The sequence below is a fragment of the Lysinibacillus telephonicus genome, assembly GCF_039654155.1.
Taxonomy (GTDB): domain Bacteria; phylum Bacillota; class Bacilli; order Bacillales_A; family Planococcaceae; genus Ureibacillus; species Ureibacillus telephonicus.
The window spans coordinates 1,935,909-1,960,199 of sequence record NZ_CP155468.1; the positions used below are offsets into that span (position 1 = coordinate 1,935,909).

At 35.8% G+C, this 24,291-nt stretch carries 35 protein-coding genes and 2 pseudogenes; 32 read left to right on the forward strand and 5 right to left on the reverse strand.

The genetic code is table 11. The annotated features are described in order from the left end of the window. Nucleotides 1-759 precede the first annotated feature (759 nt). Nucleotides 760-1,371, forward strand: coding sequence for a YpjP family protein (locus tag MKY04_RS09155; RefSeq protein WP_346235700.1), 612 nt, complete (start codon nucleotides 760-762; stop codon nucleotides 1,369-1,371). Nucleotides 1,372-1,520: 149 nt separating this feature from the next. Here MKY04_RS09155 and MKY04_RS22275 read toward each other — a convergent pair. Then, a pseudogene (locus MKY04_RS22275) lies at nucleotides 1,521-1,817 on the reverse strand (tyrosine-type recombinase/integrase); the annotation flags it as partial. Beyond that, nucleotides 1,772-1,903, reverse strand: coding sequence for an ImmA/IrrE family metallo-endopeptidase (locus MKY04_RS22280; protein ID WP_428833905.1), 132 nt, complete (start codon nucleotides 1,901-1,903; stop codon nucleotides 1,772-1,774). The pseudogene MKY04_RS22275 and the gene MKY04_RS22280, both read right to left, overlap by 46 nt. Between MKY04_RS22280 and MKY04_RS09160 the strand changes: the two are divergent. The 8 genes and pseudogenes from MKY04_RS09160 to ssb form a co-directional block, all read left to right on the forward strand. Further along, nucleotides 1,890-2,342, forward strand: a pseudogene (locus MKY04_RS09160) (DnaA ATPase domain-containing protein); the annotation flags it as partial. The gene MKY04_RS22280 and the pseudogene MKY04_RS09160 sit on opposite strands and share 14 nt — an antisense overlap. Before the next feature lie 4 nt (nucleotides 2,343-2,346). Beyond that, complete coding sequence (locus MKY04_RS09165; protein ID WP_346235701.1) at nucleotides 2,347-2,541, forward strand: hypothetical protein; 195 nt, start codon at nucleotides 2,347-2,349, stop codon at nucleotides 2,539-2,541. Continuing rightward, nucleotides 2,522-2,677, forward strand: a complete 156-nt coding sequence (locus MKY04_RS09170; protein WP_346235702.1) for a hypothetical protein — start codon at nucleotides 2,522-2,524, stop codon at nucleotides 2,675-2,677. Before MKY04_RS09165 ends, MKY04_RS09170 begins: the two co-directional genes overlap by 20 nt. Then, nucleotides 2,677-3,138 carry a hypothetical protein gene (locus MKY04_RS09175; RefSeq protein WP_346235703.1) on the forward strand — a complete coding sequence of 154 codons (462 nt, stop codon included), beginning with the start codon at nucleotides 2,677-2,679 and terminating at the stop codon, nucleotides 3,136-3,138. The genes MKY04_RS09170 and MKY04_RS09175 overlap by 1 nt, the downstream gene beginning before the upstream one ends. Then, on the forward strand, nucleotides 3,129-3,371 hold the full coding sequence (locus tag MKY04_RS09180; RefSeq protein ID WP_346235704.1) for a hypothetical protein: 243 nt from the start codon (nucleotides 3,129-3,131) through the stop codon (nucleotides 3,369-3,371). The genes MKY04_RS09175 and MKY04_RS09180 overlap by 10 nt, the downstream gene beginning before the upstream one ends. Next, nucleotides 3,368-3,562 carry a DUF6877 family protein gene (locus MKY04_RS09185; RefSeq protein WP_346235705.1) on the forward strand — a complete coding sequence of 65 codons (195 nt, stop codon included), beginning with the start codon at nucleotides 3,368-3,370 and terminating at the stop codon, nucleotides 3,560-3,562. The genes MKY04_RS09180 and MKY04_RS09185 overlap by 4 nt, the downstream gene beginning before the upstream one ends. After that, on the forward strand, nucleotides 3,559-3,996 hold the full coding sequence (locus MKY04_RS09190) for an ASCH domain-containing protein (RefSeq protein WP_346235706.1): 438 nt from the start codon (nucleotides 3,559-3,561) through the stop codon (nucleotides 3,994-3,996). Before MKY04_RS09185 ends, MKY04_RS09190 begins: the two co-directional genes overlap by 4 nt. Nucleotides 3,997-4,084: 88 nt before the next feature. Beyond that, on the forward strand, nucleotides 4,085-4,624 hold the full coding sequence (gene ssb / locus MKY04_RS09195; RefSeq protein WP_346235707.1) for a single-stranded DNA-binding protein: 540 nt from the start codon (nucleotides 4,085-4,087) through the stop codon (nucleotides 4,622-4,624). Between the two features lie 60 nt (nucleotides 4,625-4,684). Here the strand turns inward: ssb and MKY04_RS09200 are convergent, their stop codons facing one another. Beyond that, on the reverse strand, nucleotides 4,685-5,236 hold the full coding sequence (locus MKY04_RS09200) for a DUF3231 family protein (protein ID WP_346235708.1): 552 nt from the start codon (nucleotides 5,234-5,236) through the stop codon (nucleotides 4,685-4,687). Between the two features lie 404 nt (nucleotides 5,237-5,640). On the opposite strand from MKY04_RS09200, the gene MKY04_RS09205 reads away from it, so the two are divergent. The 5 genes from MKY04_RS09205 to MKY04_RS09225 all read left to right on the forward strand — a co-directional run bounded on the left by MKY04_RS09205 (nucleotide 5,641) and on the right by MKY04_RS09225 (nucleotide 8,195). Next, a complete protein-coding gene (locus tag MKY04_RS09205; protein ID WP_346235709.1) occupies nucleotides 5,641-5,901 on the forward strand; it encodes a hypothetical protein in 261 nt (86 codons plus the stop codon). 85 nt (nucleotides 5,902-5,986) lie between these two features. Continuing rightward, on the forward strand, nucleotides 5,987-6,409 hold the full coding sequence (locus MKY04_RS09210; protein WP_346235710.1) for a RusA family crossover junction endodeoxyribonuclease: 423 nt from the start codon (nucleotides 5,987-5,989) through the stop codon (nucleotides 6,407-6,409). 13 nt (nucleotides 6,410-6,422) lie between these two features. Further along, on the forward strand, nucleotides 6,423-6,683 hold the full coding sequence (locus tag MKY04_RS09215; protein ID WP_346235711.1) for a hypothetical protein: 261 nt from the start codon (nucleotides 6,423-6,425) through the stop codon (nucleotides 6,681-6,683). Nucleotides 6,684-6,759: 76 nt separating this feature from the next. After that, the gene (locus tag MKY04_RS09220; protein WP_346235712.1) at nucleotides 6,760-7,170 is read left to right on the forward strand and encodes a LuxR C-terminal-related transcriptional regulator; all 411 of its coding nucleotides are present in this window, start codon (nucleotides 6,760-6,762) and stop codon (nucleotides 7,168-7,170) included. A 140-nt stretch (nucleotides 7,171-7,310) separates the two neighbouring features. Then, a complete protein-coding gene (locus tag MKY04_RS09225; RefSeq protein ID WP_346235713.1) occupies nucleotides 7,311-8,195 on the forward strand; it encodes a sce7726 family protein in 885 nt (294 codons plus the stop codon). Here MKY04_RS09225 and MKY04_RS09230 read toward each other — a convergent pair. Beyond that, nucleotides 8,171-9,223, reverse strand: a complete 1,053-nt coding sequence (locus tag MKY04_RS09230; RefSeq protein ID WP_346235876.1) for a beta family protein — start codon at nucleotides 9,221-9,223, stop codon at nucleotides 8,171-8,173. The genes MKY04_RS09225 and MKY04_RS09230 overlap by 25 nt on opposite strands. Nucleotides 9,224-10,031: 808 nt before the next feature. Between MKY04_RS09230 and MKY04_RS09235 the strand changes: the two genes are divergently transcribed. Further along, nucleotides 10,032-10,316 carry a hypothetical protein gene (locus tag MKY04_RS09235; RefSeq protein WP_346235714.1) on the forward strand — a complete coding sequence of 95 codons (285 nt, stop codon included), beginning with the start codon at nucleotides 10,032-10,034 and terminating at the stop codon, nucleotides 10,314-10,316. Between the two features lie 294 nt (nucleotides 10,317-10,610). On the opposite strand, the gene MKY04_RS09240 is transcribed toward MKY04_RS09235, so the two are convergent. Next, nucleotides 10,611-11,968 (reverse strand): IS3 family transposase gene (locus MKY04_RS09240; RefSeq protein WP_428833898.1). Its coding sequence is split into 2 segments (ribosomal slippage): nucleotides 10,611-11,482 and nucleotides 11,482-11,968, totalling 1,359 coding nucleotides; the frame shifts between segments, so codons are not numbered across the junction. Nucleotides 11,969-12,109: 141 nt separating this feature from the next. Here MKY04_RS09240 and MKY04_RS09245 point away from each other — a divergent pair. The 17 genes from MKY04_RS09245 to MKY04_RS09325 all read left to right on the forward strand — a co-directional run bounded on the left by MKY04_RS09245 (nucleotide 12,110) and on the right by MKY04_RS09325 (nucleotide 24,112). Further along, nucleotides 12,110-13,039, forward strand: a complete 930-nt coding sequence (locus MKY04_RS09245) for a terminase small subunit (protein WP_346235716.1) — start codon at nucleotides 12,110-12,112, stop codon at nucleotides 13,037-13,039. Next, the gene (gene terL / locus MKY04_RS09250) at nucleotides 13,017-14,480 is read left to right on the forward strand and encodes a phage terminase large subunit (RefSeq protein WP_346235717.1); all 1,464 of its coding nucleotides are present in this window, start codon (nucleotides 13,017-13,019) and stop codon (nucleotides 14,478-14,480) included. Before MKY04_RS09245 ends, terL begins: the two co-directional genes overlap by 23 nt. A 10-nt stretch (nucleotides 14,481-14,490) precedes the next feature. Beyond that, nucleotides 14,491-15,831 (forward strand): anti-CBASS protein Acb1 family protein, encoded by a 1,341-nt coding sequence (locus MKY04_RS09255; protein WP_346235718.1) that lies wholly within the window; start codon nucleotides 14,491-14,493, stop codon nucleotides 15,829-15,831. Further along, a complete protein-coding gene (locus tag MKY04_RS09260) occupies nucleotides 15,824-16,606 on the forward strand; it encodes a phage minor head protein (RefSeq protein WP_346235719.1) in 783 nt (260 codons plus the stop codon). The genes MKY04_RS09255 and MKY04_RS09260 overlap by 8 nt, the downstream gene beginning before the upstream one ends. Before the next feature lie 66 nt (nucleotides 16,607-16,672). Further along, nucleotides 16,673-17,764, forward strand: a complete 1,092-nt coding sequence (locus tag MKY04_RS09265; RefSeq protein WP_346235720.1) for a PIN domain-containing protein — start codon at nucleotides 16,673-16,675, stop codon at nucleotides 17,762-17,764. 83 nt (nucleotides 17,765-17,847) lie between these two features. Continuing rightward, nucleotides 17,848-18,924 carry a DUF2213 domain-containing protein gene (locus MKY04_RS09270; protein ID WP_346235721.1) on the forward strand — a complete coding sequence of 359 codons (1,077 nt, stop codon included), beginning with the start codon at nucleotides 17,848-17,850 and terminating at the stop codon, nucleotides 18,922-18,924. A 14-nt stretch (nucleotides 18,925-18,938) separates the two neighbouring features. Then, complete coding sequence (locus MKY04_RS09275) at nucleotides 18,939-19,391, forward strand: structural cement protein Gp24 (RefSeq protein ID WP_346235722.1); 453 nt, start codon at nucleotides 18,939-18,941, stop codon at nucleotides 19,389-19,391. A 14-nt stretch (nucleotides 19,392-19,405) separates the two neighbouring features. Further along, on the forward strand, nucleotides 19,406-20,305 hold the full coding sequence (locus MKY04_RS09280) for a DUF2184 domain-containing protein (protein WP_346235723.1): 900 nt from the start codon (nucleotides 19,406-19,408) through the stop codon (nucleotides 20,303-20,305). Beyond that, nucleotides 20,305-20,643 (forward strand): hypothetical protein, encoded by a 339-nt coding sequence (locus tag MKY04_RS09285; RefSeq protein WP_346235724.1) that lies wholly within the window; start codon nucleotides 20,305-20,307, stop codon nucleotides 20,641-20,643. Before MKY04_RS09280 ends, MKY04_RS09285 begins: the two co-directional genes overlap by 1 nt. Before the next feature lie 13 nt (nucleotides 20,644-20,656). Continuing rightward, on the forward strand, nucleotides 20,657-20,986 hold the full coding sequence (locus MKY04_RS09290; protein ID WP_346235725.1) for a DUF4054 domain-containing protein: 330 nt from the start codon (nucleotides 20,657-20,659) through the stop codon (nucleotides 20,984-20,986). 1 nt (nucleotide 20,987) lies between these two features. Further along, a complete protein-coding gene (locus tag MKY04_RS09295; RefSeq protein ID WP_346235726.1) occupies nucleotides 20,988-21,467 on the forward strand; it encodes a hypothetical protein in 480 nt (159 codons plus the stop codon). Then, nucleotides 21,467-21,826, forward strand: coding sequence for a hypothetical protein (locus MKY04_RS09300; RefSeq protein ID WP_346235727.1), 360 nt, complete (start codon nucleotides 21,467-21,469; stop codon nucleotides 21,824-21,826). The genes MKY04_RS09295 and MKY04_RS09300 overlap by 1 nt, the downstream gene beginning before the upstream one ends. Continuing rightward, nucleotides 21,823-22,302, forward strand: a complete 480-nt coding sequence (locus MKY04_RS09305; RefSeq protein ID WP_346235728.1) for a phage neck terminator protein — start codon at nucleotides 21,823-21,825, stop codon at nucleotides 22,300-22,302. Before MKY04_RS09300 ends, MKY04_RS09305 begins: the two co-directional genes overlap by 4 nt. 3 nt (nucleotides 22,303-22,305) lie before the next feature. Beyond that, the gene (locus MKY04_RS09310) at nucleotides 22,306-22,752 is read left to right on the forward strand and encodes a hypothetical protein (protein ID WP_346235729.1); all 447 of its coding nucleotides are present in this window, start codon (nucleotides 22,306-22,308) and stop codon (nucleotides 22,750-22,752) included. Nucleotides 22,753-22,765: 13 nt separating this feature from the next. Further along, nucleotides 22,766-23,323: a DUF3383 family protein gene (locus MKY04_RS09315; protein ID WP_346235730.1), complete on the forward strand. Its 558-nt coding sequence runs from the start codon at nucleotides 22,766-22,768 to the stop codon at nucleotides 23,321-23,323. A 16-nt stretch (nucleotides 23,324-23,339) separates the two neighbouring features. Further along, nucleotides 23,340-23,732: a phage structural protein gene (locus MKY04_RS09320; RefSeq protein WP_346235731.1), complete on the forward strand. Its 393-nt coding sequence runs from the start codon at nucleotides 23,340-23,342 to the stop codon at nucleotides 23,730-23,732. 98 nt (nucleotides 23,733-23,830) lie between these two features. Further along, on the forward strand, nucleotides 23,831-24,112 hold the full coding sequence (locus MKY04_RS09325; protein WP_346235732.1) for a hypothetical protein: 282 nt from the start codon (nucleotides 23,831-23,833) through the stop codon (nucleotides 24,110-24,112). The last annotated feature ends 179 nt before the right edge of the window (nucleotides 24,113-24,291 follow it).

Consider the following 24,291-nt stretch of genomic DNA (forward strand, 5'->3'; position numbering starts at 1 on the left):
AATCCAGGTACTGACTAATTAATGTGTAACTGGTCTTTTTTATTCACATAAAAACTTTGAAAATCAATCAAATTATATTAATGGTATTTATTATTTATCTAATTAATATGCAAAGTTGAGAAAGTGTATTGCTTAGTATACCAACGATTTTACATTTATCACGTCCTATGTTACACTTATACCGTGCTATTTTAGGTAGCATATAAATAAATTTGGCGTTTCGCTAAAGTTTTTGAAGATACTTATTCACACTGGCGCAAGTATGGGCTTGCAAGGACGCAAAAGTAGGTAGGGTTTGCGTTGCTTAAGTTAGAAAGCGTTTAGTGGAATTATTACCGCGGTTACATGTTGCACATATGCAACTCTTATAAAATTCCCCTGGAGATAGGGTTGAGACTTAATTTATTTATACGTTACCTATTAAATGCTAAAGGGGTGCCGATTAACTTCGGTGCCCCTTGTCCAATTTTTATTGGAAATAAAAATAAAAAAGCTACTTAATCTAAGTAGCTTTGGTAAAATAATTATAAAAAGTTATTAGTTCGTGAAACACATTGAAGTTAAATACGCTAATAATAAAAATAAGCCAGCGCCAATAACAGTAGTTGCCATCTTTAGAACCTCCCTTATAAAAAAAGCACGCTTTATTTACTTTATTATTGTACAATGAATTATAAAAAGATGAAACCTTTTAATTGCCAAAACGTATGTCTTAATAGAAGGTTTTAACAAATTTGTGCGAGATTGAAGGTGAATATGATGAAAAAATGGCTTCAGAAAACCCTTGTTATTACAGTAGCATTCTTAACCTTTGGATTAATTACGCCAAACCATGCGATTTGGGAAGGGTTAGAGAATGGACAACCTAATAACGGTTCCCAGAACTCCAATTTTCAAAATAATAATGATTCGAGAGAACAACTATCTACTGTCGTAGAACAAATGTCGAATCAAGAAAGTTCACTGGATGATCAGCATGTTGAATCGGTTTTACTCGCAGCGAAGGAGCAGTCTTACATAAAATTTGGTCCTCGTATTGCTCCTGTCATTGGAGATGAGTTTGAAGAAAGAATTTTTCCTAAATTAGAAGAAGCAATTGAACTAACTTTATCAAGAATGGATAAACAGTCTGTAAATTATTTGAAAATTACTAACAATCCAAGCGGTGAATATGGTGAAAAAATCTTTAATATTTCCGATGGGACAAGCGGTAAAGATTTAATTCGTTTCCATGTGCGAACAGAAAAACGCCCAAAAGAAGGATATTATTATAATTTCCACTACCATACTTTCGAAGACCGTTTTGTTGCTCATCATTCTTTAGGTGATATTTACTGGTCAAAAAATACACCACCGAAATGGTTGTCCTAAACACTCGTATAAATTACGAGTGTTTTTTTATCTAGAAAACCTTGATATATCAACGTTTCTTAAGATTTAGTTCGTTTTAAAAAAGTGTACCCAAAACACTTAAAACTTATGAATAAATTATTGTACCCCAAAATGTACCCCAAATTTGCTTAATCTTGAATTTCGTCAAATGAATTTAAGTTAATAATGTCGTCCATAATATTGGAAGCAAAAATTTCGTCTTTTTCGAAAGAATGGGCATACGTTTTATATATTGTTTCTGGAGTATCACCAACAAGTGCTGCAACAGTTGTAATTGGTATATTTTTCGATAATTGAATAGAAACAAAGGTGTGTCTAAAATAGTGCGGAGTGAAATGAGGAATATTTTCTCTATCACATATTAAATCGATAATACGTTTTAAATATCGTTCACCAAGGGGTTTGCCAGCGTAATTAACAAATACATATCCTTGTTTAAATCTGGATGTTGAATAGCATGTCCGAGTTCATGAGCACACACAAACCGTTTTTTCCATCGAGTACTTCTTATAGGTCAACCTGGTAGTGGTAAAACACATCTATTAACTGCAACTTCAAACAATTTAATTAAAAAGAAAGTCATTCCAGTAATGTATTTCCCTTATAAAGACGGCATGAACGAAATGGCAGCTAACAACTTCGAAAAGAAAGTTATCATCTTAGAACGCATGAAAGAAGTTGATGTCCTATTTATCGATGATCTATTCAAACCGATTGGTGGAAAAATCGATGTGAAGTCATGGCAAGCTGACATCATCTTTGAAGTGGTGAACTATCGCTATTTAAACAACAAGCCATTACTTATTTCTAGCGAATTATCTCTTGATGAATTGCTTTATATTGACGAGGCAACAGCTTCACGGATATTCGAAATGGCGGAGAATTTTACAGTTACGATTAGGCGCGATATCAACATTAATTACCGATTACGAAATGTTGTAGGAGGGTGAACGGATGGACGAAAATTTTATCATCAACATGCTAGTGTTAAACGCCTTCAACTACCACAAATTCGGTGACGAGCAGTACAAAGAGGCATATACAAACTGGATGTACAAGCTACAGCAACATAAGAACTTTAGCACCCTAGAAGAAGCTTGCAATTATTATCTTGCAAAGGGTGAAGAGGATGAAAAACTTTCAGCATAGTTTCAAACGTATGTTTTATATTGAGCAGCTTAAACAACTAAAAATTACAGAGGTTGATGGTGTACCGGTACAAGATTTATCTGATCAAGAATTAAAGCATGCACTTACAATTGCTAGGCTTAAGGAGGGTGCTTGATGGACATTGTAATTTGTGAACCGGTTATACATCTAATGGACAGGATAGCAAGAGTCGGCTTTAGACGATTAGAAATTCGAGTGGATGGTCGTGATTATATGCTATCAAGTTATGAAAGTACCTCGTTCGATTTGGAAACTGATACATTCGCGATTATTGATGGTGATAAAAAGTTTAGCTTTATCCACGGCAAAGAAATCATTGTTACGGTTGAGAAACTTTGCTCTTACGGAAATAATGCACAAATTCTAATTGGCAAAATAGAAAAGGCGTTAATCGAAGAAAATCGAAAGTGCTGGATAGACCCAAAAACGATGAATGATGTCATGGGTGGCATTTTCAAATTACATGAAGCGCATGCAGTACAAGCCCGTGAGAATCTGATTGATCGTGCTCTAGAAACGGGAGACAAGGAATTGTTTGAGCGTATGGTTCGGATGGAGGTGCCAGAATGCAAATGACGAAAAACGGCATTCCAATCGATATACCAAGTCAACGTAAAAAAGCGCCAACAACCGGTAAATTCAGTGTACCTAAAGATTTTTACAAGTTTAAGAGATTTGCTACGATGGTCGGTTTTGAGGAAGGATGTAATGTTATTGCAACTGTACCAATGGGGCATCCAGAATTTAATAATTTCATTAACAAAGGATTCAAAGTAATCGAGGTATGGGATAGGAGGAATATTGCGTGAATCATGATGAGATAGCTGAAGAAATAACTAGTCTGATAAGTAATTACCACTTTCCTTTAGAAGTCTTGCAAGATGTAAACCAAAGGTTAAATGATTGTCGAGATGTTCATTATGCTGCTCAACAGTTACGGTACTTACAAAATATCGTAAAGGTTGGAAATGTAAAAAAGAAAGTAGGTGCTGCAGGATGAAAGCTATAACAATTAAACAACCCTGGGCAACTCTTATTGCATTAGGTGAGAAAAAATTTGAAACACGCTCTTGGCAAACGAAATATCGTGGTCCTATTGCGATTCATGCAGGTAAGTCGGTGGATAAAGAAGCATGTGAAGACTCTTGGATTAAAGGTGTATTAGCAGAGCATGGAATTACATTCTGGAAACAGTTACCTATAGGTGTAGTACTTGCAACTGCTGAAATAGTCGAATGTCATAGGGTTGGGGCAACTTTAGGTTATGCTTCAGTATTTGATAGTGGAAAATCAATTAATGGTTTAGAAGTAGCATTTGGTGACTACACAAAAGGTCGTTATGCTTGGGAATTAGCAAATGTAGAAGTATTGAAAACACCAATTCCAGCAAAAGGCCAGCTTAGTTTATGGGAGTGGGATGGTGATTCATCATGAACACAGCATTCAACATCATGTGCATTATTTTAGCAACATGGGGAGCGTTTATGATGTTTAGCATCGAGATTAAGGAGATGAGGAAGAAGTGATAAACAGTGTCGTATTAGTCGGTAGGCTTACAAAAGATCCAGAGCTTCGATATACACCATCAGGAGTTGCAATGTGCAGATTCACAGTTGCAGTAAACAGAGCATTTTCGAATGAACAAGGTGAGCGTGAAGCTGACTTTATTCAATGCCTAGCCTGGAGAAAACAAGCAGAGAACCTAGCAAACTTCATGAGGAAAGGGAGTTTGATTGGAGTGGAAGGACGTATTCAAACAGGCAGCTTTGAGGGGCAGGATGGTAAACGTGTGTATACGACTGATGTTGTTGCAAACTCAATACAGTTTTTAGAACCACGTGGCACGTCAGACGGCTCAAATTCGGCTCCAAACTACCAAGGAAATACAAATTATCAATCTAGCAATCAAAACGCAAATACGGGACAATATGGCGGTCAAAATACTCAACCTAACTATGTTGGCCAACCTACAAATTATGGTGAAGATTCGTTTGCTAATTCGAAAGGACCTATTGAAGTAACGGAGGATGATCTCCCTTTTGATTACCGGCAAGTGGGATAGCTTGCCATACAAGAACAAATTTGTGCAATAAAAAAGCCTCCTTTGAGGAGACTCATATAATTAACTGTTTGGTTTGCCAGGAGGGTAATAAAAAGGTGGTATCTTGAGCCACCCCCGTTTTTTCATCATTGATTTAAGAATGGCACCATATTTCATAACTTCAGTTTGAAATTCAAAGAACATTATTCCAACATCGTTTCTTACTGATTGTGCTGCACTTGTCGCGCATATTGAAATTGATGACGCTATCTTTACACTTACAAGATTAGCGATTTCTGAGTCTGTCATTTTTGCTCCCAAAGGAATAGCAGTTGGGTCAGATACAGGCTTAGGTTCAGAAGCAGGAGGTAAGGGTATACCTTCTTGTTGAAGAAAATCCTTAAGCCTTGTAGCTTGTGAACTAGCACCACCCATTGTTTTATGAAGAAAATCATTCAGCTCTTTATCTACGGTTGTGTTAATAGCAAGTTGCTCAAGAGCAACTGATTCTTCTAAGACGGTTAAATAAGTCCAACAGGACATTACTTCGCCAACATGTAAAGCTGGTTTAGGTTCATCGTCAAATAAACTATGATAAACCTTCAACAATGCTTCGAATGCATGTTTTGGCATCGGTTTCACCTCCACCTACATTCTTAACATAAGGATAGTTTTTAAAACCTCAATATTTTGAAGAAATTAGTGTGCAGTACGAAAAAATTAAGTGATCTTTAGAACAAAAATGCGACATAAAAGAAGGTGTTGTTTTGAAAAAGTTTGTAAACGAATTGAGTACGTCTCAATCAATACTTTATGAGTATTTAAACAGGGTAGCATCACATGATGATGGAATAAATTTTATAGAAAGCTTGACGGAGTTAAACGATAGTTTCGAATGTGTACCTGAAAAAGTCTATAACTCTTATACATCACTAAGTTCAATAGAAATAGTTGAAGTAATACATTTCTTTACCAAATATTTATTGAGAAAAAATAATGACTAATGCACATTTCGCAAAAAGAAAGGAGCAAGTGAAATGAATTATAAAGTATTTTCAGTAGGACCAGATTGGGTTGAGTATATCGCAGCAGAAACAGCAGAGGAAGCTTTAGCGGAACATTTAAGACGTGCAGATTATAAAGAACATGAATTACAAAATATAAAAGTAAATGAAATACCCTTTGAGACGGAATATCGTTTTGAAAACGAACAAGGTACATTCGATGAAATGACTATTGGAGAATGGCTAAAAGACTTTGAGTATAAAAAACCGAAACTGTTGTGTTGGCAAGAATAACATTCCGCAAAAAGAATAACGAAATTCACACCCTTGCACATAGATACCTTAGTTAAATCTTATGTATAAGGGAAAGGAGGGCAACATGGGTAAAATACAATTCGAAATACCAGGAGATGTACAAGCACAGCAACGGCCAAAGTTTTCTCGCATGGGCAAAGGTGTGAAAGCTATAGATCCAAAAGAGAGTCGAGACTATAAATCATTCGTGAGATTAGTTGCTTCACATTATGCACCTGAAACACTAATTACAGAACCTATTAAATTAACAATTGATGTATATCGCAAAATTCCAAAAGATAAGCAGACGGGACCAAAAATGAAGCTCATTCATGAAGGTAAATTAAGACCAACAACTAAACCAGACATCGATAATCTTGCAAAGGGTATTAAAGACGGTTTAAGTAAGGTTTTATGGCATGACGATAGCCAAGTTATTGAACTGGTTGCTAGGAAGTGGTACTCAAACAGTCCTAAAGCTGTGGTGACGGTTGAATGGGTATCGTAAAGGAGGGATAAAAGTGAGTGTAAGAGGTAGGGGCAAACCAAAACACGCTAAATATCTTCTGTTCACTGGTGAGAAGCATGAGAATCTTAAATTTGATTTTACTTACAATCAGATACAAGTCTTTATCGAGATGTGGTATGCCGGTAACTCTATTGGTGAGATTGGTAAGAGGTTTTCAATTAGTTCAGCAAATGTCGCATTGGTAATTATGGACCTTGAAATGGCTGGGAAGATTAGGCCGAGACCTGGTGGGGTTTTTGGGACAGCTAGTTAAATAAAAAAGCTGCAGCTTTCGCCACAGCCCGACATATACAAATCAATTATACCACAAATAATAGGAGGGCGTGTAAATGGGCAAAGGGCAATTAGCAGTAAATAAATTTTCGTTAGATGCAATGATTACCGATTACCACTGGATGTTGAACGCTGTAAAAGAAATTCGTGCAGAATTAGGAATAGGGGCAAAAACAGCTCAATATGGGATTGAAGCAACATTACCAAAAGGGCAAGGTAATACAAGCGATCCAGTTGAATTAGAAGTTGCCCGTCGTGCTAAAAAGATTAAACGCTTAAAAGAGTACGAGATGCAATTGATGGAAGTGCAATATCGCATTGAAAAAGTAAAAGGAGTTCGTGAAATACAGGTGCTTGATTGGATGTTGGATGGGAAGTCAATGAGATGGATAGGAAAAGTAATGGGGTTATCTCATACACATGTTCAAAACATTAAAGTTAGCATAGTTGAGCAGATGATGGGATAGCTCCAATTACTAAATATTGAGATTTGTATTAAATGTTGTTTAGATATTTTCAGTTTTGTTTAATTCAAATACACTTTGTGAGAATTGCGTATAGAAAACTATGACTAGAAATATTATAATATAAAGTGTTTTTTGGGGGAGTGAGTTGGAACATGTTGACCGAATGTATGGATATAATTGAAAATAGTCTTGATCGAGAAGAGATAAAAAAAATATCTCGCATTCTATATGGATTATATGATCCGTTCTTACTTGACCAGAAGATATGGACGGTTATTGAGGAAGTTTTCCCCACTGAAGTTTACAAAAAAATTGAACATTACAAGAGTTCAATAGTTGGACATGATATTGTAAATGGATTGGTTTTAAAGAATTTTCCTGGAGAAATTACAATAAAGTATCATTTCATTAAGAATTATTTAAATAAGTTTGATGAAATTACAACATTTGAATTAAATATAGGAACAAGTCGTTTAGACATAGGAAGAGTCAACGGAAAGTCAATAGCCTATGAGATAAAAACAGAACTTGATTCTTTAGAAAAGTTAGAAAAACAACTTAATGATTATAGTAAGGTTTTTGAGTATATCTATGTAATTATTCACCCACATCATCTAGAGAAAGTTAAGAAAATAGTTCCTCAGCATTGTGGGATAATTACTTATAATTTGGTAGATAATAGTTGTAAGTTTACTTTTAGAAAAAAGGCTGAGAAAAATAAAAATATATGCACTTCTGAACAGTTAAAGACGATGACAAAAAAAGAATTAGATTGGGTTTTAAAACAATTTAAATCAATAGTTGTACCATCAAATAGAGCTGAAAAAGAGAAGATAATTTGTAATAACTACCATCCTCAAAAAGTTAATACATTATTTAAAAAAGTTTTAAAAAGGAGATATAGTACAAAGTGGGAGTATCTTTGTGATAAATTTGTTCAAATTTTACCTATAGATATACAAGTATTTTATTCAACACAAGCAGATCCTTACTGGATATATTATAAAAATTCTTCCATAGTATAGAGGTAATGTCCACATGCAAAACCTTTCCATTCAGGTTGGGCATTACCCTTTTTTTGTTTTAGACTTATCTTTTCGATTGATGAACATCCAAGGCAGTTAGTTTTATGTGCGTTCAAATATTGACTCCAAACATTAGAATTTAAAACAGCAGGCACTAATATACTTTCAAAGGTAGTAGCTTGTTTTAATACACCCTTAAATCCGTAATATGAATTATCCTTCCACGAGTAAAAAATATAGCCAGGACTTATCACACCACCAGTTGTTAAGTCATCTTTTTTGACTCCGCAATAATCACCGAAAGCAGTAAATCCTAATTTCTTGTATTGAGTAAGAAGGCTATTATCAGCCTCAAATATTATTTGTCCGTTTTGTAAGTCTACATTTTTTATGGTACTTGGAATAGCAGATCTAATCAAAACGCAATCAATTCCAATGCTATTACACAAGTTACTAATTATTTTATACATTCGTTGGTAGGTAGAGTGTGTAGGAGAATTTTCATCAATATCTAATAGTACGATATCCCCATTTCTAACAATATTAGGCAATTCGTTTATGGCATCGTCAAAATGAAGAGGATAAATTCTAAATGCCAATTGATCATAATATGCTCTTAATTGTTTCTCTTGATTAGATAAATATCCCTGAACGAAAGGTGAATTTGGATTATATGTTACAACCGGGATAACTTTATCTTTATTATTAACTAATCGAGGATCCTTTAAAATACTAATTCTTTTGTTTGGATCAGCTTGAATCGGAGTTAAAAATCCGATAACAGATGATTGTGTTTGATTTTTCATTCTTATATACATAGGAAAATCTAACATTATTCTTGTGTTTATATTCTCTATATCTTCCACTAGTTGATCAATAGAATCTTTTTTGCTATTTTTATTAAGTTTCTTTGTTATTAATTCAATTAGTGGAATTATTTTGTTACTTATTGGTGTTGAAGTTAATGCCTTTCTTTCTTGTGCTCTGTATCTAAAGACTGGTACGTAAGTTAGATTTGACAGTCTAATTTCCCCTTTCTATATAATCACAAAGATACCCCCATATGGAAATGATATGTTAATATAGTATGATATTTCAAGTAAATATTGACTAAAATGGTAATAACAACCCCAAACTTTCCATACTTTCCATTTTTGCCACTTTTCGCAAATCAAAAATAATAGTTTAAACTGGGAGGTAGGACGGAGCGGTTAAAAATCGGTCTTACCAAAGCCTTCTTCTACAAAGGAGAAAGTGAAGACGACCGACGACACGCGCCAAAAGTTATACATCGAAGAAGCGACAACACGATCTTCCCAGTATCTGAGAGGGGTGATTTTTATGAAATAATATATATAAACATATTTAATTATTATTAATATATATAAAGCGAAAAATAAAAAATTCAATATTATTCTTTGATTATTATATTCACAAACAAACATTTTATTGGAAAGGCAATTGCTAAATATATCGGTTTTTACCACAACACAATATGTTCTATGAGAAAAGCGACCACTTTGAGGAAGGTGGTTGCTTTTTATTATGTTTTGAAATGAGGGAAATCTATGAATTATGTATTAGCTTGTGAGAAATGTAAACGTCCTGCGGACATAGATAGAGATAAAAGCAAACCTGGTAGTAAAGTTTATAAAAGTACTTGCGATTGCGGTGGCAAAATCAAACCGATGCTCGACTGATTTATTTTGAGCAGTGAGCATTATCGAGTGCTACCCCTTCGCTCATAGGATAGTGCTTGCTGCTGAAGATATATCAAAAATGTATTAATGACAGATTTTAACCTTTCTCTTATTGTTAAGTTGGAGGTTATAAAAAATGAAAGAATTTTTAAAAGAAAATAAATTTTTATTAATGGTTATGTTAACCATCTTTTTATTTACACCAATAATTATTTCATTGCTAATGTTCGTTCCATGGTTAAGAATAGCTAAAGGTGATGTTAATGGATGGTTAAGTTTCTGGGGCTCATATATTGGTGGATTATTTTCCGGGTTAATGACTTTTTTGGGCGTATACTTAGCATTTAAACTTGAAAGAGAAAACGAAAAGAAGAAAAGAGCTCGCAGAAATTATAAAATTACTTTTGATTTATTTGAATAGACTAATGATTTATTAAAATTTATCAGATTAGACGGTAGTAGGGAGACTTTAGGAAGAATTTGCGACAGAGGAGAATCTATTCTTGAGAAAGTCATTGAAGTGGATGAGGAATGGTACCTCGATTTTAAATATATCCAATCAAATGTTTTTGAAGTATATATTAGCTATTCTTATAACACTGATTATTTGAAAGATAAAGAAAATGACATAATAAAGCTACATAATGATGTGAAAAAATATATAAAAAAACCATAACACGTCTTGATCTGACCCAAGAAAGTTAGACATATATAATTAGGCTACTCCAAGAACCTGAGTTCGGTATTCCACCGGGCTTAGGTCTTTTAATTTTGACTTCATTCGTTTGTTATTATAATAGTAAATATACTCTTCTAGTTCCTTCTCAAAATGTTCTATACTATCAAAATTTTGTAGATATAGTAGCTCAGATTTTAATAAGCCAAAGAAATTTTCTATGACTGCATTATCCAAACAATTGCCCTTACGGGACATACTCTGTGTAATATTATGTTGTTTTAATGTTCGTTGATATTGGCTCATTTGATAATGCCACCCTTGGTCCGAATGAAGGATGACTTGATCACATGGTTGTAGACGAGTTAACGCTTGTTTTAACATTTCATCAACTAATTTATACACCGGTCGACTCATTACCGTGTAGGCAATGATTTCACCGTTACACAAATCTAGTACAGGAGATAGATAACGTTTCTCACCAAATAGATGAAATTCTGTCACATCAGTTACCCATTTCTCATTCATGTTTTCTGCTTTAAAATCCCGTTGTAAAATATTTGGCGCAATTTTCCCAACGTTTCCCTTATAAGAACGGTATTTTTTCATTCGTACTTCACACTTAATGCCTATGGCATTCATCAATTTATGAATTGTTTTTGGATCATGATTGAAACCATATTTCTTTAATTCTTTAGCAATCCGACGATACCCATAACGACCTTTATGTTCGTGGTAAATGGTCTGAATAGCAGCTTTCACATTAGCGTATTTATCAGCACGACTTAAACGTTTTTCCCAGTAATAGTATGTGCTACGTGGAATATCAGCGACTTTGATTAATTCCACCACTTCATAGATTTCCTTTAGTTCATAAATTACTTGCGCTTTGATTTGGTTTGTAATTTTTCCTGCATCTGAACTAAAGCGTTCAACTTTTTTAAATATGCGTTCTCCATTTCTAGTTGCTTAATCCGTGCCTCTAGTTCTTCTACAGATCCTTCAGCCGGTACTGGTTTCGTTGTTTTTGTTAAATCCTTTTTCATCGACGGTCGCCCCTTTTTCTTAGAAACAAGGGCATCATAACCACCAATTTCATACTTCTTCTTCCAGTTTCTAATCATGCCCGGAGATGAAATATTAAATATCGCAGCTGTGTCGATTGAGGATGTACCTGTTTCGTTCATATAATTTAGTACACTCATTTTATACTCAGCAGAATAATTTGTATAGGATTTAAGGAATGCCTCTCTTCCATTCTCTTGGTAAAGACGGACCCAGTCACTGATAACCCGTTGAGTGAGACCGATATCCTTCGCAATTTCATTCATGGACTCATGTCCATTTACATATCGTTCAACCGCTTGAATTCTTTGTTTAACTGTTAATTTTGCCATAAAAAAACCCCCGTAAAAATTAGATTAGTGTCTAACTTTTACAGGGCAGTTCATCTTGTACGTGTTTTTTTATTTTAATAAGCAACTAGCATAATGGGGTGATTAAACTAACAAACAATGTTGGAGGTGGTGCTATGAGATATGGCTAGAGCAAGAGATCCTAATCGTGATAAAGCGTTTGAATTATATAAAGAGCACGGTGGTAATATTAAGCTTAAAGATATTGCTGCTCAATTAGATGTTTCAGAGGGTACTGTAAGAGGTTGGAAGAATAAAGACCAATGGGAACAAAAACTTAATGGAACGTTCCAATCGAAAATACGGAACGTTCCGAATAAAAAACAGAACATTAAAACGAAAAAAGAAGTCGTTGAATCGGTAGAAATTGAGGAAGTCGAAAGTGACGGACTCACCGATAAACAAAGGCTTTTTTGCATGTATTACGTCCGTTCATTAAATGCAACAAGTGCATACAAAAAGGTATATAAATGCAGTTATCAAACCGCAATGGCAAATGGAAGTAGGCTGCTAAGTAATGCTAAGGTGAAAGCAACGATTGCGGAAATGAAACGCGAACGTTTGGAGCAAGAGGATTTAGACAAAATGGATGTGTTACAGAAGTATAAGGCTATTGCTTTTGCAGACATAACCGATTTTATTGATTTTACTCAAGTAGAAGCAGAAGCTACTGAAACGACGATTGAATTTAATTCGGATGGTTCAAAAAAATCGGAGAAAACAGAAGTTGTACCATATACGTACACTAAGTTTGCTATGCATCATTCAGAAGAGGTTGACGGGACACTCATTACTGAATTATCTAAAGGTAAAGACGGGATGTTTAAGGTTAAACTCGCCGATAAAATGGCTGCACTAGCTTTCCTAGCAAGGTATACAGATTTGTTGGATGAGAATGAGCTAAAGCGATTGCGTGAAGAAAAAACAAAAGCGGATATTGCTAAAACTCGTTCAGAAACGAAAGGTCTTAATGTTCAACAAGCGAGCAATGTAGATCTAAGTAAATTATCGACAGAGGAGTTGAGGGCACTTGCAGCTAGAAATAAGCAATGAGCAATTAGATGCGCTAGCATATGAAGCTGAACGTGAACTCGCCCGTCAAAATTATCGTGATTATGTCGAATTTGTTCATCGAGGGCAGTATACACACTTTAAACACACAGAATTGATATGTGAAACACTACAACGCATTGCAGACGGTGAGCAACTGTCAGTACTAATTGAAATGCCTCCACGTCATGGTAAATCTATGACTGTAACCGAAACATTTCCATCGTATTATCTTGGTCGCAATCCTGATAAGCGAGTAATTGCTGCTGCATATTCTGATGGTCTTGCTAAAAAGTTCGGACGTTTAAATCGTAATAAATTTAACGAGTTCTCTCCAGAACTATTCAATGTTCAATTATCCGAATCAAATGCCGCTGTTAAAGATTGGGGAGTAGAAGGCAGGGCAGGAGGAATGATTGCAACAGGTATTGGGGGAGCTATCACTGGTCAAGGTGCCGACTTAATGATTATTGATGACCCCATTAAAAACATGAAGGAAGCAATGTCTCAACTTATTAGAGATAACATTTGGGATGAGTGGGAAGCGACACTTTCTACACGTTTACATGATGGTGCTTCAGTAATTGTAATCATGACTCGTTGGCATGAGGATGATTTAATTGGACGCTTACTTGCTCGAAGTCCACGTAATTGGATTCGATTACGTTTGCCAGCAATTGCAGAGGATGAAGACGATTTATTAGGGCGCAAAATTGGTGAAGCTCTTTGTCCTGAACTTGGATTTAATGAACAGTGGGCAAAGGATAAAAAAACAGAGGTTGGGTCCAGAACATGGGTTTCACTTTATCAACAAAGACCAGCTCCAGCAGGCGGTAACATCTTTAAACGTGAATGGATGAAATTCTACGTACGTACGCAAGAGCAAAAACGGGAGTGGGGCTTGAGTGATGATGTAATGGTATTGCCAATTCACTTTGATAAGCAAGCTCAATCTTGGGACTGTACGTTTAAAGAATCTGAAACGAGTGATTATGTAGCTGGTGGTGTTTGGGCTCGTAAAAAGGCTCAGTACTTCTTGTTGGATGTAGATCATAGACGTATGGGCTTTGCTGATACTATGAAAGCTATTCGTGCTATGTCTGATAAGTGGCCGAAAGCGAGAAGTAAATATATCGAGGATAAAGCGAATGGTACTGCTATCATTGAGATGTTGTCAGATGAAATAAGCGGTATTGTTCCGGTTAATCCTGATGGTGGTAAGGAGGCACGTGCTAATGCGGTGTCTCCTTTATTTGAGGCTGGGAATGTTTATTTACCTCATCCGAATATGTGTCCATGGGTTGAGGACCTCATAGAAGAGTTAGTAAGCTTCCCGAATGCTGCACATGATGATTTGGTAGATATGACAACTCAGGCATTGAATCAACTGTACACAAACAATTCTAATCCTATTGATAGATATAAAAAGTTACTAGGAAAGTAGGTGATACAAAATGAATTCTCTCGAACGAGCAAAGGAAATGCGAAACGACTTTATGAAAGGTCATGGTAAAGCCAATAACAAAGATAAATTGACTAGACAAGTGCCTGGTGTTCGTCGCAAATTATCTCATGATGAAATTACAGCTTTGTACGCTGATAATCGGATTGTGCAAAACATCATCGACATTCCAGCTGAGGATATGACACGTAATTGGTTTACGCTTCGCATGAAAGATGAACAACTAGCACGTGATATTATGAGTAAACTCGCTGATTTAAAGGCGAAGAATGCGTTCAAAAAAATGCGTTCTTATGAGCGTTTGCGTGGCGATGGATTTATTTCTCTTGGTGTTACACAGGCTAATAAATTCAAGTTAAGCGATTCATTGGACATGAATAAACTGTATTCTGTGGATTACCTACATGCCTTTAGCTCATTAAAAGTTAACGAGTTCTTAATCAATGAAGATGTATTTGATATTCGTTATGGACAATTAGAGCAATTACGAATTAATCGAGCTTCTCGGAATGGTATTCAAAGCGTTGAATCTGAATCATCTGTACACATTTCAAGGCTCCTACACGATCAGACAAGGCGGTTAGAAGATGAGTGCCAAGGGCAATCGTTATTAGAGCCTTTATACGACATTCTCACGGTGTTTGATACGGCTTTATGGTCTGTAGGTCAAATACTTCATGACTTTACTTTTAAAGTGTATGAGTCGAAGGATATTGAGGATTTAAGTACCGAAGATAAGCAGCAACTTTCCATGATTATGGACTTTATGTTTAGAACTGAGGCACTTGCCATGATTGGTAAGGATGAATCACTTACTAAACAAAATACTTCAGTAGCGGGCATTAAAGATTTACTAGATTTTGTTTGGGACTACCTTTCGGGTGCAGCACGAATGCCTAAGACAGTTATTAAAGGGCAAGAAGCAGGTACCATTACCGGTGCTCAATATGACGTTATGAACTATTATTCTCGTATTGTTGCGGACCAAGAAAACGAAATGAAACCTCATCTTGAAAAACTCATTCGCATGTTACTGATGTCTGAAAAGGAATTAGGGGGGCGAATAGATCCCGATTCAATAGAATGGGAGATTAAATTCAATCCACTTTGGAACGTTGATTCTAAAACAGATGCAGAAATACGTAAGCTTGTTGCTGAAACGGACCAAATTTATTTGGTTAACGGAATTATTGAAGCTGATGAATTGAGAGAGAAACGTTTCGGACAGTTTGGTTTATCGAACGAGTTTAAATTCAGTGGTGATGATGCGCATTGGAAACAAGTTGCGGAAGAAGTTTATACAGCATGGAAAGAACGTGGTTCTAATGGCTAAACGTAAGGTACCAGACACACGGTTTCCAGATACAGTCGCTGTCACATACAATCGAGCAATCAAAAAAATGGTGAATGAACTTGGGAAAGAGACTTTATTATTATTTGATCAGTACATTGCACCAGGAATTGTAGTAGATAGACAGGATGGCCAAGAGTATTTGGTTGATGGTCAGTTCGATAACATCAATAAAATGCTTAGATCACTAAAAAATAAAGCATCCAAGGTGTTTTCTACTACTCAAATAGAAAATGCTGTAAGAAGATTCCTAAAAACTCTTAATAATTTCAACAAAAACAACATCAGTCAGCAGGCGAAAGTAGTTGGTATTAATCCAACTCAATCAGAACCATGGCTTAAAACGTTTATGGAAGAAAAGATTGAGGACAATGTCGGTTACATTACCAAAATTCAAGAAGATTACTTGAATGAAGTTGAGGAGATTGTTCAAGAGGGCATTAAAAAAGGTTCTGAAGCTAAACAAATTCGAAAACAGCTTGTAGAAAGAATCGGAATGACAGAAAGGCGCGCGCAATTTATTGCTGTTGACCAAACTGGTTCTATTTTAGGACAAATGACAGCGAAAAGACATCAAGAAATGGGTGTTTTAAAGTTTAAATGGCGTACTTCAAAGGATGAAAGAGTAAGAGAATCGCATCGAGACTTGAGTAATAAAGTATTTTCTTATGATAATCCTCCAACAGTAAACGGAAGGAAAGTAATTCCTGGAGAAGATTATCATTGCAGGTGTGTTGCAATACCAATTTTTTACTAGTTTAGAAGGAATTTAAGAAATGGTGTCGAATATTCCCGTACAGGAACGTTTAAAGGAGAATATTCAATGGCAGACGAAGTAAATATTTTTCTAGATACAACAATGACATTTAAAGATCCGTTTTTTAAAAATAATTTCAATAGAAATTTACTAAAATGGGCGGAATATCATGGGTTTCCAATTTATATGTCAAGAGTCGTATACGATGAAACAAGAAATAAGTTTGAAGAAAATATTAAACATAAAATGCAGGCATTAGATTCTGCTTTAGAAGATTTAAATATCTATTACCCAACACAACTTAATGCAACAACAATTAAAAGTACAAAAGAAGACTTTCTTGCTAAATTTGATGACTTCTATAGTGATTTAATTAATCAAGGTATTCTTGAAATTATTGAACTTGATAATAGTTTATTGCCGATACTAGTTGAGAGATCTATAAAAAGAATAAAGCCGTTTGGAAACAAAAAGCAAGAATTTAGGGATGCAATTACTTGGCTATCTTATGCAACATTTGCAGAGAAACAAACATTGAGTAACTGTTTTTTTATTACAGAAAATGTTAATGATTTTTGTGAGGGTAAAGGAAATATTCATCCTGATTTGCTAAATGACTCTAAACGATTTCAACACTATGTTTCAGTAAAAGAATTATTTGATAAAGAAAAGGTTTTAGAGCCATTAATACGTACTATAGAGTTAGAAGAATGGGTTATAACTGAAAATATAAATGAAGATTACGTTTTAAGAATTTTGGAAGAACCAAATACATTTAAAATCTTATTTGGTGCAATTCAAAACTATACTTTCAACGGTAATATTAATGATTTTGTTGAAGATGCATACGAAGAAGGTTATGCGGAGCTATGGACAATGGACATTATTGGGGTGGATGGTGTAGAAACCGAAGTAATCAGAGATGAAATTCTTGTTAGCGGTACTGCACAAATCAATGCACAGCTTGAAGTTTATTTATATAATTCTTACCGGACTTCAAGATATGATGATGATTATAATCATGTTGGTAGTGGTGAGACTGAACTAGAACTACAATTCACGTTTTCGTATAATCAAAACTCCGAGGTAAAACACGTTGAAGTTGATAAAATAATTGTAAACACCACTATTAACCTTGGATTTTTTGAAGAGAATTAATGACTATATTAACAATAATCCTAAGAAGGTCGAGATGCATAATTTCTCGATCTTTTTTGTTACAAAAAGGAGGTGATGATAAATTGAAACTACAACGCTATGATAAGTCTTATATAAAAGACTATGGAGAAACACCAGAAGGCTATTTAACGGTCACTGTGCCGATTACACGCCCTGGTGTTTTTCCTTATCAATGTCAAGATGGAACGGTTCAGATGGAAGCAAAGCTACCGGATGAAATCTTTAGTGATAGAACAATTCGTTCTGCTCGATCTAAACCGGTGACGGATGAACATCCAAACGAACCCGTGACCATCGACAATTACCAAACATATGCAAAAGGTATGAGCCATACTGACGCTCGTGTTGAAGATTTAAAACTCTATGTATCGTTGACTATCACAGATAAAGATTTAATTCAAAAAATCTATGATGGCAAACGTGAAATCTCTATCGGCTTTATGTCTGATGTAGTAGCGGAAAGTGGTACATATAACGGACAGCAATATGAATATGTCCAACGAAATATTGAAATCAATCATATTGCTATCGTAGATCAAGGACGAGCAGGTCCAGAAGTGGCTATTCGTTCTGATAGTGATGCATGGCAAATTGAAGAAAAGGGAGGAAATAATGTGGGTAAGTACAAAATTGATGGAAAAGAATATGAAGTAGATTCAGCGGTAAAAGCACATATTGAGAAGCTTGAAGCACAACTGGAAACAGCACAAACCAAAGCTGCTAGTGTGGATGCTTTACAAGGTCGCTATGATGCGCTAGAAGTAAAGCTACAAAACACTGAAAATGAGTTGAAAGAAGCGAAGGAAAAACAGCTTTCTGCCGATGAATTAGATAAGCAGGTAGAGGCGCGTGTTGCGTTAATCAGCACAGCAAAACCGTTATTAGGTGATTCATTTGACTTCAATGGGAAAACAGATCGTGAAATTAAAGAAGCGGTCATTGCTACAACAAAATCAGAATTTAAAGGCGATGGTAAGTCAGACGACTATATCAACGCTTTTTTTGATGCAACAATTGAGCAAGTTCAATCGAATGGTTATTCATCAACAGGCGAAAATAATGCATTTACTGGTGATGCTGCTACAACAAATAAAAATATCAACGAAATGAAGGCTCAACGCCTAAACCTTCGTTCATAAGGAGGAAAACGAGTATGCCTATTACAAACTATGACAAATACATGCCGATTGCTGGTAAGGCTGGACAGTTAGCAAATTATCAAGACTATTCTGCAGATTCGTATGCTGCAGCAGAAGTGATTCCATATGGTGCAGCTGTACAATTAACTGCTGATGGCGAAGGTATTACACCTTTAAAAGCTGGTGGTACTCCTATTGGCATTGCATTAGCACAAGAAATTCATGATTGGGTAACGAACGCTGACGATCAAAAATATTTAGTCGGTCAACCTGTAGCTGTTATTAAACGAGGCAACATCTTCGTTACTGCAGGTGGAGACGTTGTAACAGGTAATGCCGTAAAAGTAGAGCCTACAACAGGAAAATTTGTTGCAACAAGTGAAACGGCTATTGCATTCCCTACAGCAGTATTTAAAGCGAAAGCAACTGCTGATTCATTAGTACAAATTGAAATCAACTTACCATAAGGAGGCAATAACATATGTCAAACTTTCGTGAAGACGGTTTAATCCGTCCTATAGATTTAGAAGCCATCGATAAGAAGGTTTACGAAGCAAAAAAAGAGGAACTTAAAGCTCGAACAATCTTTAATTTAAAAACAGATGTACCTGCAGGGGCTGAAACTTACTCTTATGATGTAATCACTCGTTCTGGTTCTGCAAAAATCTTAGCACCTGGAGCAGATGATATTCCATTAGTTGATGCTGACATGGAGCGCCATACAGAAAGTATTTATTCTATTGCTGCTGCATTCCGTTTATCTGTACAAGAAATTCGCCAAGCACAACTAGCACGCCGTCCTATCGAAACTACAAAGGCAGATACAGCACGTAAAGCGATTGCTGAAAAAGAAAATCGTCTTGTGTGGATTGGGGACGAGAAACACAAAATTAAAGGTGTTGTAAATGCAACAGGGATTCAAACACTCGCTGTTGATCCAAACGAAGCTGGGACTTCTACGAAATGGAAAGATAAAACGGGTGAAGAGATTGTTGCTGACATCCGTAAAGCTAAAAATCTAGTAAATAAGCTTCCAGGACATACAGCAGACACACTTATTTTGACACCAGATGGATTTGAAGAACTTGAAAAAGTATTCAATGAGTACACTAAACAAAGTGTACTAGAATATATTCAATCTCAAAAATGGTTCAGTCGTATTGATTTCACATCGGATATCGCTGGCCAAGGTACTGCCGGAGCTGATTGCTTCCTAGTATTTGATTCTTCTCCAGATGTTGTTGAGATCTTATTAACGATGGATATTACACGCCATCCACAAGAATATAAATTTCCTAATTACAAAATTCCATTAGAAGAACGTACTGGTGGAGCGATTGTACGATATCCAATGGCTATTGTTCGTGGGGAGGGTATCTAATGATAGTGCATAACAAAGGTAACTATACACGTCATGCAGCTGGTGTAATGGTGATTCCAGGAGTTAATACAATTGAGGATGCAGATTTCGAGAAATTCTCGAAGCATCCTCTTATTAAAACCCTTATAAACAAGGGAGAAATTGTAGTCCCAGAAGGATCTAGCAGTGAGAAAGCACAAACTTTAAAAGATTTAAGTGCTGAAGATGCAATTGAATTAGTAAAAGATACTTTTTCGGTTGAATACTTAGAAGAGTTGAAGGAAAGCGAAACGCGTAAAACAGTGCTAACAGCAATTGATGCTCAAATTAAATCAATCGTCGAAGGTGACGAGCAATAAGGCGGTGTAAAACATGTTAACTACGCCTGAAAAGGTCAGATTGATGGGAAAAGAGTTTACTTCCATGACTGACGAACAACTGAATATATATATTGAGGATGCTTCGCTTGAAGTATCCTCTTTATCTGTACCGGAAAATCAAAAAGAACGCTTAACAAGGTATTTAGCTGCTCATTTAGCAAGTGTAAATACGAAAAAGGTTATAAGAGAAAAGGTAGACGTAATCGAAAGGCAGTATAGTGATCCAGGAGCAACGGAAGGTTTGTTATCAACTCCGTATGGCCAAGAATATCAACGTATTCTAAAAAAACTATCTAAAACAATCAATTTGATGGTGATCTGATATGGCAAGAGTAACTGTTAGAATTAGAGACCGAAATAGAATCCCTGAATTGAGAAGAGTTTTAGATGAGTTAGATAGTTATGCTTTAGAAGTTGGTGTCTTTTCGGAAGATGATAACTCGAATCCGTCTTATGTAATGATTGCAAGCGTACACGAATTTGGAGTCACTATACAAAAAGAGAAAGGTTCTATCGTAATTCCTGAACGATCATTTATCCGAACTACATTTGACGAAAAAAATGCTGAATGGGTGGAATTTGTTAGGAATCAACTTAAATTAGTTATTACATTTAAGATTGAAGCCAAAATGCTCTGGGAACGTTTAGGAGCAAAAATTGTATCTGATATACAAGAGAAGATAACTGATTTAGATACACCACCTAATGCACCATCAACTATTGCAAAAAAAGGTTCTAGCAATCCGTTAATAGATACTGGTGGGTTACGTAGTCGTATCACTTACAAGGTGGTGAGAAGATAATGCCTGAAATTATGATTTTTAAAGAGGTTATCGATGAAAATTCGGTGCCGTTTACTGTGTTAAATGATAGTAACAATGGGCAATACGTTAATGGGAAATGGGTTCCTAATGTGCCAAAAGAAGAAATGAAAACAGGTGTTATTCTACCACTTAGCAATGACGATTTAAAATATATCGAGAGTGGTACTTACACAGTTAAAGAAAAGAAACTCTTAACTACCGAATCTATCGAAAACGGAACAAAAATAAGGTACAAAGGCGATGAATATACACTACAAGCCTTTAAAGATTACACAGAGTATACAGATGTTCACATTTACCTTATGAAATGGCGTGAAAAAGGAAGTGTACTGCCATGACATATGATGATATTTGGTTTCCTCTTCAAAATGGACTTGAAACTTTTCTAGGTATACCAGTGATTCAAGCTGAAGGTTTGGGAAAACAACCACCATACCCATTTATCGCCATCAAATTTACACTTTTTGGTCAAGGGGTAGGTCAGGTATCGGAAAAGTTAGAGGGAACCAATAAAGTCATTACACAAGCGCTAGAATCGGTTATTTCTGTTACTTGTTATGCAGAAAGAATTGAAGATGCTCACAATAAAACGAATCAAGCAAGAAATTATTTTCTTGGACAAGGACATTATGAATTATCTGATCACAACATCACAGTTGTAGACGTTATGCCTGCAAATAATCGTGATGTTTTTTTAACGACTGATTATGAAAGACGAGCAGGATTTGATGTTCGATTACGTACAAAATTAGTCGAATCATTCGAGGTTGGTGTAATTGAGCAAGTAACAATAAATGAAAGAATGGAGGAATAATACATGCCTTTAAAAGATGTCACTGTCACTATCGACATTAAAAAGCCATCTGGATTAACTGGATTAACTGGATTAGGTACACCATTAATCTTAGCTGAAGGTACAACACAGTCATTTAAATCTTATGCTGATATCACAGCTGTTGAGAAAGACTTCGCTAATACAACAGATGCATATAAAGCGGCTAAACAAGTATTTGAACAAGGTGATACACGGCCATCAAAAGTAGCGATTGCCACATTTAATCCAGGTGCTACGACGCCTATTACAGCAGCAGATACCTTAGAAAAATATTTTGATGAAGATTGGTATTTTGTTTCATTGGCAACTGGTGCAGTCACTGATTTCATTGCTGTATCTGATGTCGTAGAAGGAAAAGGATTCAAGACTGCAGCTCATACTGTTGATAGTATTGAAGATTTAACAACAATATCAGCAAAAAAAATATGATCGTACATTTGTAATGATGCACGACAAAATAGAACAATACCCTCATTTAGCTTTAATTGGAGGTCACGGTTCGAAACCAGTTGGATCTATTACTTATAAATTTAAAAAATTAATCGGAGTAGATCCTGCACCATATGATGCGACCACTTTAACGCAAATTCATAGCTTAAACGGCTTTGCTTATGTAACAAAGAATGGTAATCCTCAAACATCTGAGGGGACCATGCTTAGCGGTGAATACATCGATGTTATACATGGCAAGGACTGGGTTAAGGTAAATATGGAACAAGCGATTAATACATTGTTTTTAAACAATGACAAGGTTTCGTTTGACGATGTTGGCATCCCTCAAATCGAAGGAGAAGCACTCACAATTTTAGAGGTTGCTGGTAAACAGGGGATCATTGCAAAAAATGATAGCGGTCAACCACTTTATACAGTAACTGCTCAAGGACGTGCAGAGTCAACTGCTCAAGATCGTGCAGAACGTCACTATAAAGGATTATCATTTTCGCTTGAATTAGCAGGGGCTATCCACGAAGCTACTGTTATAGGCGAAATGGTAGTTTAAGGGGGGGGAATAATACATGGGTGTTTATGATGCTCGAAAAGTCGTTACAACAGTTGGTGGTGTCTTTATTACAGGTTACGGCGACAGTACAATGGTTAAGGCTTCTAAAGATAATGATAGTGCAGAAGTATCTACAGATGCACAAGGTAATCCGATAATTGCTAAAAACGGAGACAGCTTAGGAACTATCGAAATTACTCTAAATGGAACATCACCATCTATTAATTACTTAGATCGATTAGCAACTACAGGTGAAGTGGTACCAGTTTGGGTTAACTCGAATAACGAAGTAAAAGAAGTTGCCGGTGGTACGCAAGCTATTGTATTAAAGCCAGCTGACAAGGAATTTGGTAAAGGTGCAGGTAATCGCGTTTATACGATTAAAGTTACAGATTACACAGTGAAATAAAGAAAGGAGAGTAGGCTTCGGCTTACTCTTTTTAATTTGCCATGAAAAAACGACATATCACAAATCATTTAAAACGAAAAGAATGGGAGAGAAGAAGAATGGCTATAAAAAACAAACAAATCGAAGAGACGATTCAAGGTAAAAAATTTATTTTCCAACACCCAGGGCTAGAAGAAGCTCTAGATATGAGAGAAAGAGCTAAGAATGACAAAGGGGTTTTATCCGATAAGGCTCTTTACAAAGAAATTTTAAATCATGCGGTATTTGTTGAGGAAGAAGGATCTCCATGCAAGGTTGATTTTGAATACTTTGAGCAATTCGACTCTCTAGAAGTATTCTCGGAAGTAATGAAAAAGGCTTCAACCTTCATCTTTCGATAAGCTGGAAGATACTCACTACAAGGCTAGAGCCAAAAGAAATTGGTTAATGTGGAGACCGGTAATAGAAGGAGTATTAACCTATACAGAGGCTTCACAAATGTCTCATCATAAGCTACATGAGGCTAACTCAGCCTTAGATATTCAGATTGAAAAAATAAATGCTAAAAGAGGTGGAGGCG

Coding starts and splice junctions, on each gene's coding strand:
- MKY04_RS09155 (WP_346235700.1), top strand. CDS start 760: ATGAAAAAATGGCTTCAGAAAACCCTTGTTATTACAGTAGCATTCTTA.
- MKY04_RS09165 (WP_346235701.1), top strand. CDS start 2,347: ATGGACGAAAATTTTATCATCAACATGCTAGTGTTAAACGCCTTCAAC.
- MKY04_RS09170 (WP_346235702.1), top strand. CDS start 2,522: ATGAAAAACTTTCAGCATAGTTTCAAACGTATGTTTTATATTGAGCAG.
- MKY04_RS09175 (WP_346235703.1), top strand. CDS start 2,677: ATGGACATTGTAATTTGTGAACCGGTTATACATCTAATGGACAGGATA.
- MKY04_RS09180 (WP_346235704.1), top strand. CDS start 3,129: ATGCAAATGACGAAAAACGGCATTCCAATCGATATACCAAGTCAACGT.
- MKY04_RS09190 (WP_346235706.1), top strand. CDS start 3,559: ATGAAAGCTATAACAATTAAACAACCCTGGGCAACTCTTATTGCATTA.
- MKY04_RS09200 (WP_346235708.1), bottom strand. CDS start 5,236: ATGCCAAAACATGCATTCGAAGCATTGTTGAAGGTTTATCATAGTTTA.
- MKY04_RS09205 (WP_346235709.1), top strand. CDS start 5,641: ATGAATTATAAAGTATTTTCAGTAGGACCAGATTGGGTTGAGTATATC.
- MKY04_RS09210 (WP_346235710.1), top strand. CDS start 5,987: ATGGGTAAAATACAATTCGAAATACCAGGAGATGTACAAGCACAGCAA.
- MKY04_RS09220 (WP_346235712.1), top strand. CDS start 6,760: ATGGGCAAAGGGCAATTAGCAGTAAATAAATTTTCGTTAGATGCAATG.
- MKY04_RS09235 (WP_346235714.1), top strand. CDS start 10,032: ATGAAAGAATTTTTAAAAGAAAATAAATTTTTATTAATGGTTATGTTA.
- MKY04_RS09245 (WP_346235716.1), top strand. CDS start 12,110: ATGGCTAGAGCAAGAGATCCTAATCGTGATAAAGCGTTTGAATTATAT.
- MKY04_RS09255 (WP_346235718.1), top strand. CDS start 14,491: ATGAATTCTCTCGAACGAGCAAAGGAAATGCGAAACGACTTTATGAAA.
- MKY04_RS09260 (WP_346235719.1), top strand. CDS start 15,824: ATGGCTAAACGTAAGGTACCAGACACACGGTTTCCAGATACAGTCGCT.
- MKY04_RS09265 (WP_346235720.1), top strand. CDS start 16,673: ATGGCAGACGAAGTAAATATTTTTCTAGATACAACAATGACATTTAAA.
- MKY04_RS09275 (WP_346235722.1), top strand. CDS start 18,939: ATGCCTATTACAAACTATGACAAATACATGCCGATTGCTGGTAAGGCT.
- MKY04_RS09280 (WP_346235723.1), top strand. CDS start 19,406: ATGTCAAACTTTCGTGAAGACGGTTTAATCCGTCCTATAGATTTAGAA.
- MKY04_RS09285 (WP_346235724.1), top strand. CDS start 20,305: ATGATAGTGCATAACAAAGGTAACTATACACGTCATGCAGCTGGTGTA.
- MKY04_RS09290 (WP_346235725.1), top strand. CDS start 20,657: ATGTTAACTACGCCTGAAAAGGTCAGATTGATGGGAAAAGAGTTTACT.
- MKY04_RS09295 (WP_346235726.1), top strand. CDS start 20,988: ATGGCAAGAGTAACTGTTAGAATTAGAGACCGAAATAGAATCCCTGAA.
- MKY04_RS09300 (WP_346235727.1), top strand. CDS start 21,467: ATGCCTGAAATTATGATTTTTAAAGAGGTTATCGATGAAAATTCGGTG.
- MKY04_RS09305 (WP_346235728.1), top strand. CDS start 21,823: ATGACATATGATGATATTTGGTTTCCTCTTCAAAATGGACTTGAAACT.
- MKY04_RS09310 (WP_346235729.1), top strand. CDS start 22,306: ATGCCTTTAAAAGATGTCACTGTCACTATCGACATTAAAAAGCCATCT.
- MKY04_RS09315 (WP_346235730.1), top strand. CDS start 22,766: ATGATGCACGACAAAATAGAACAATACCCTCATTTAGCTTTAATTGGA.
- MKY04_RS09320 (WP_346235731.1), top strand. CDS start 23,340: ATGGGTGTTTATGATGCTCGAAAAGTCGTTACAACAGTTGGTGGTGTC.
- MKY04_RS09325 (WP_346235732.1), top strand. CDS start 23,831: ATGGCTATAAAAAACAAACAAATCGAAGAGACGATTCAAGGTAAAAAA.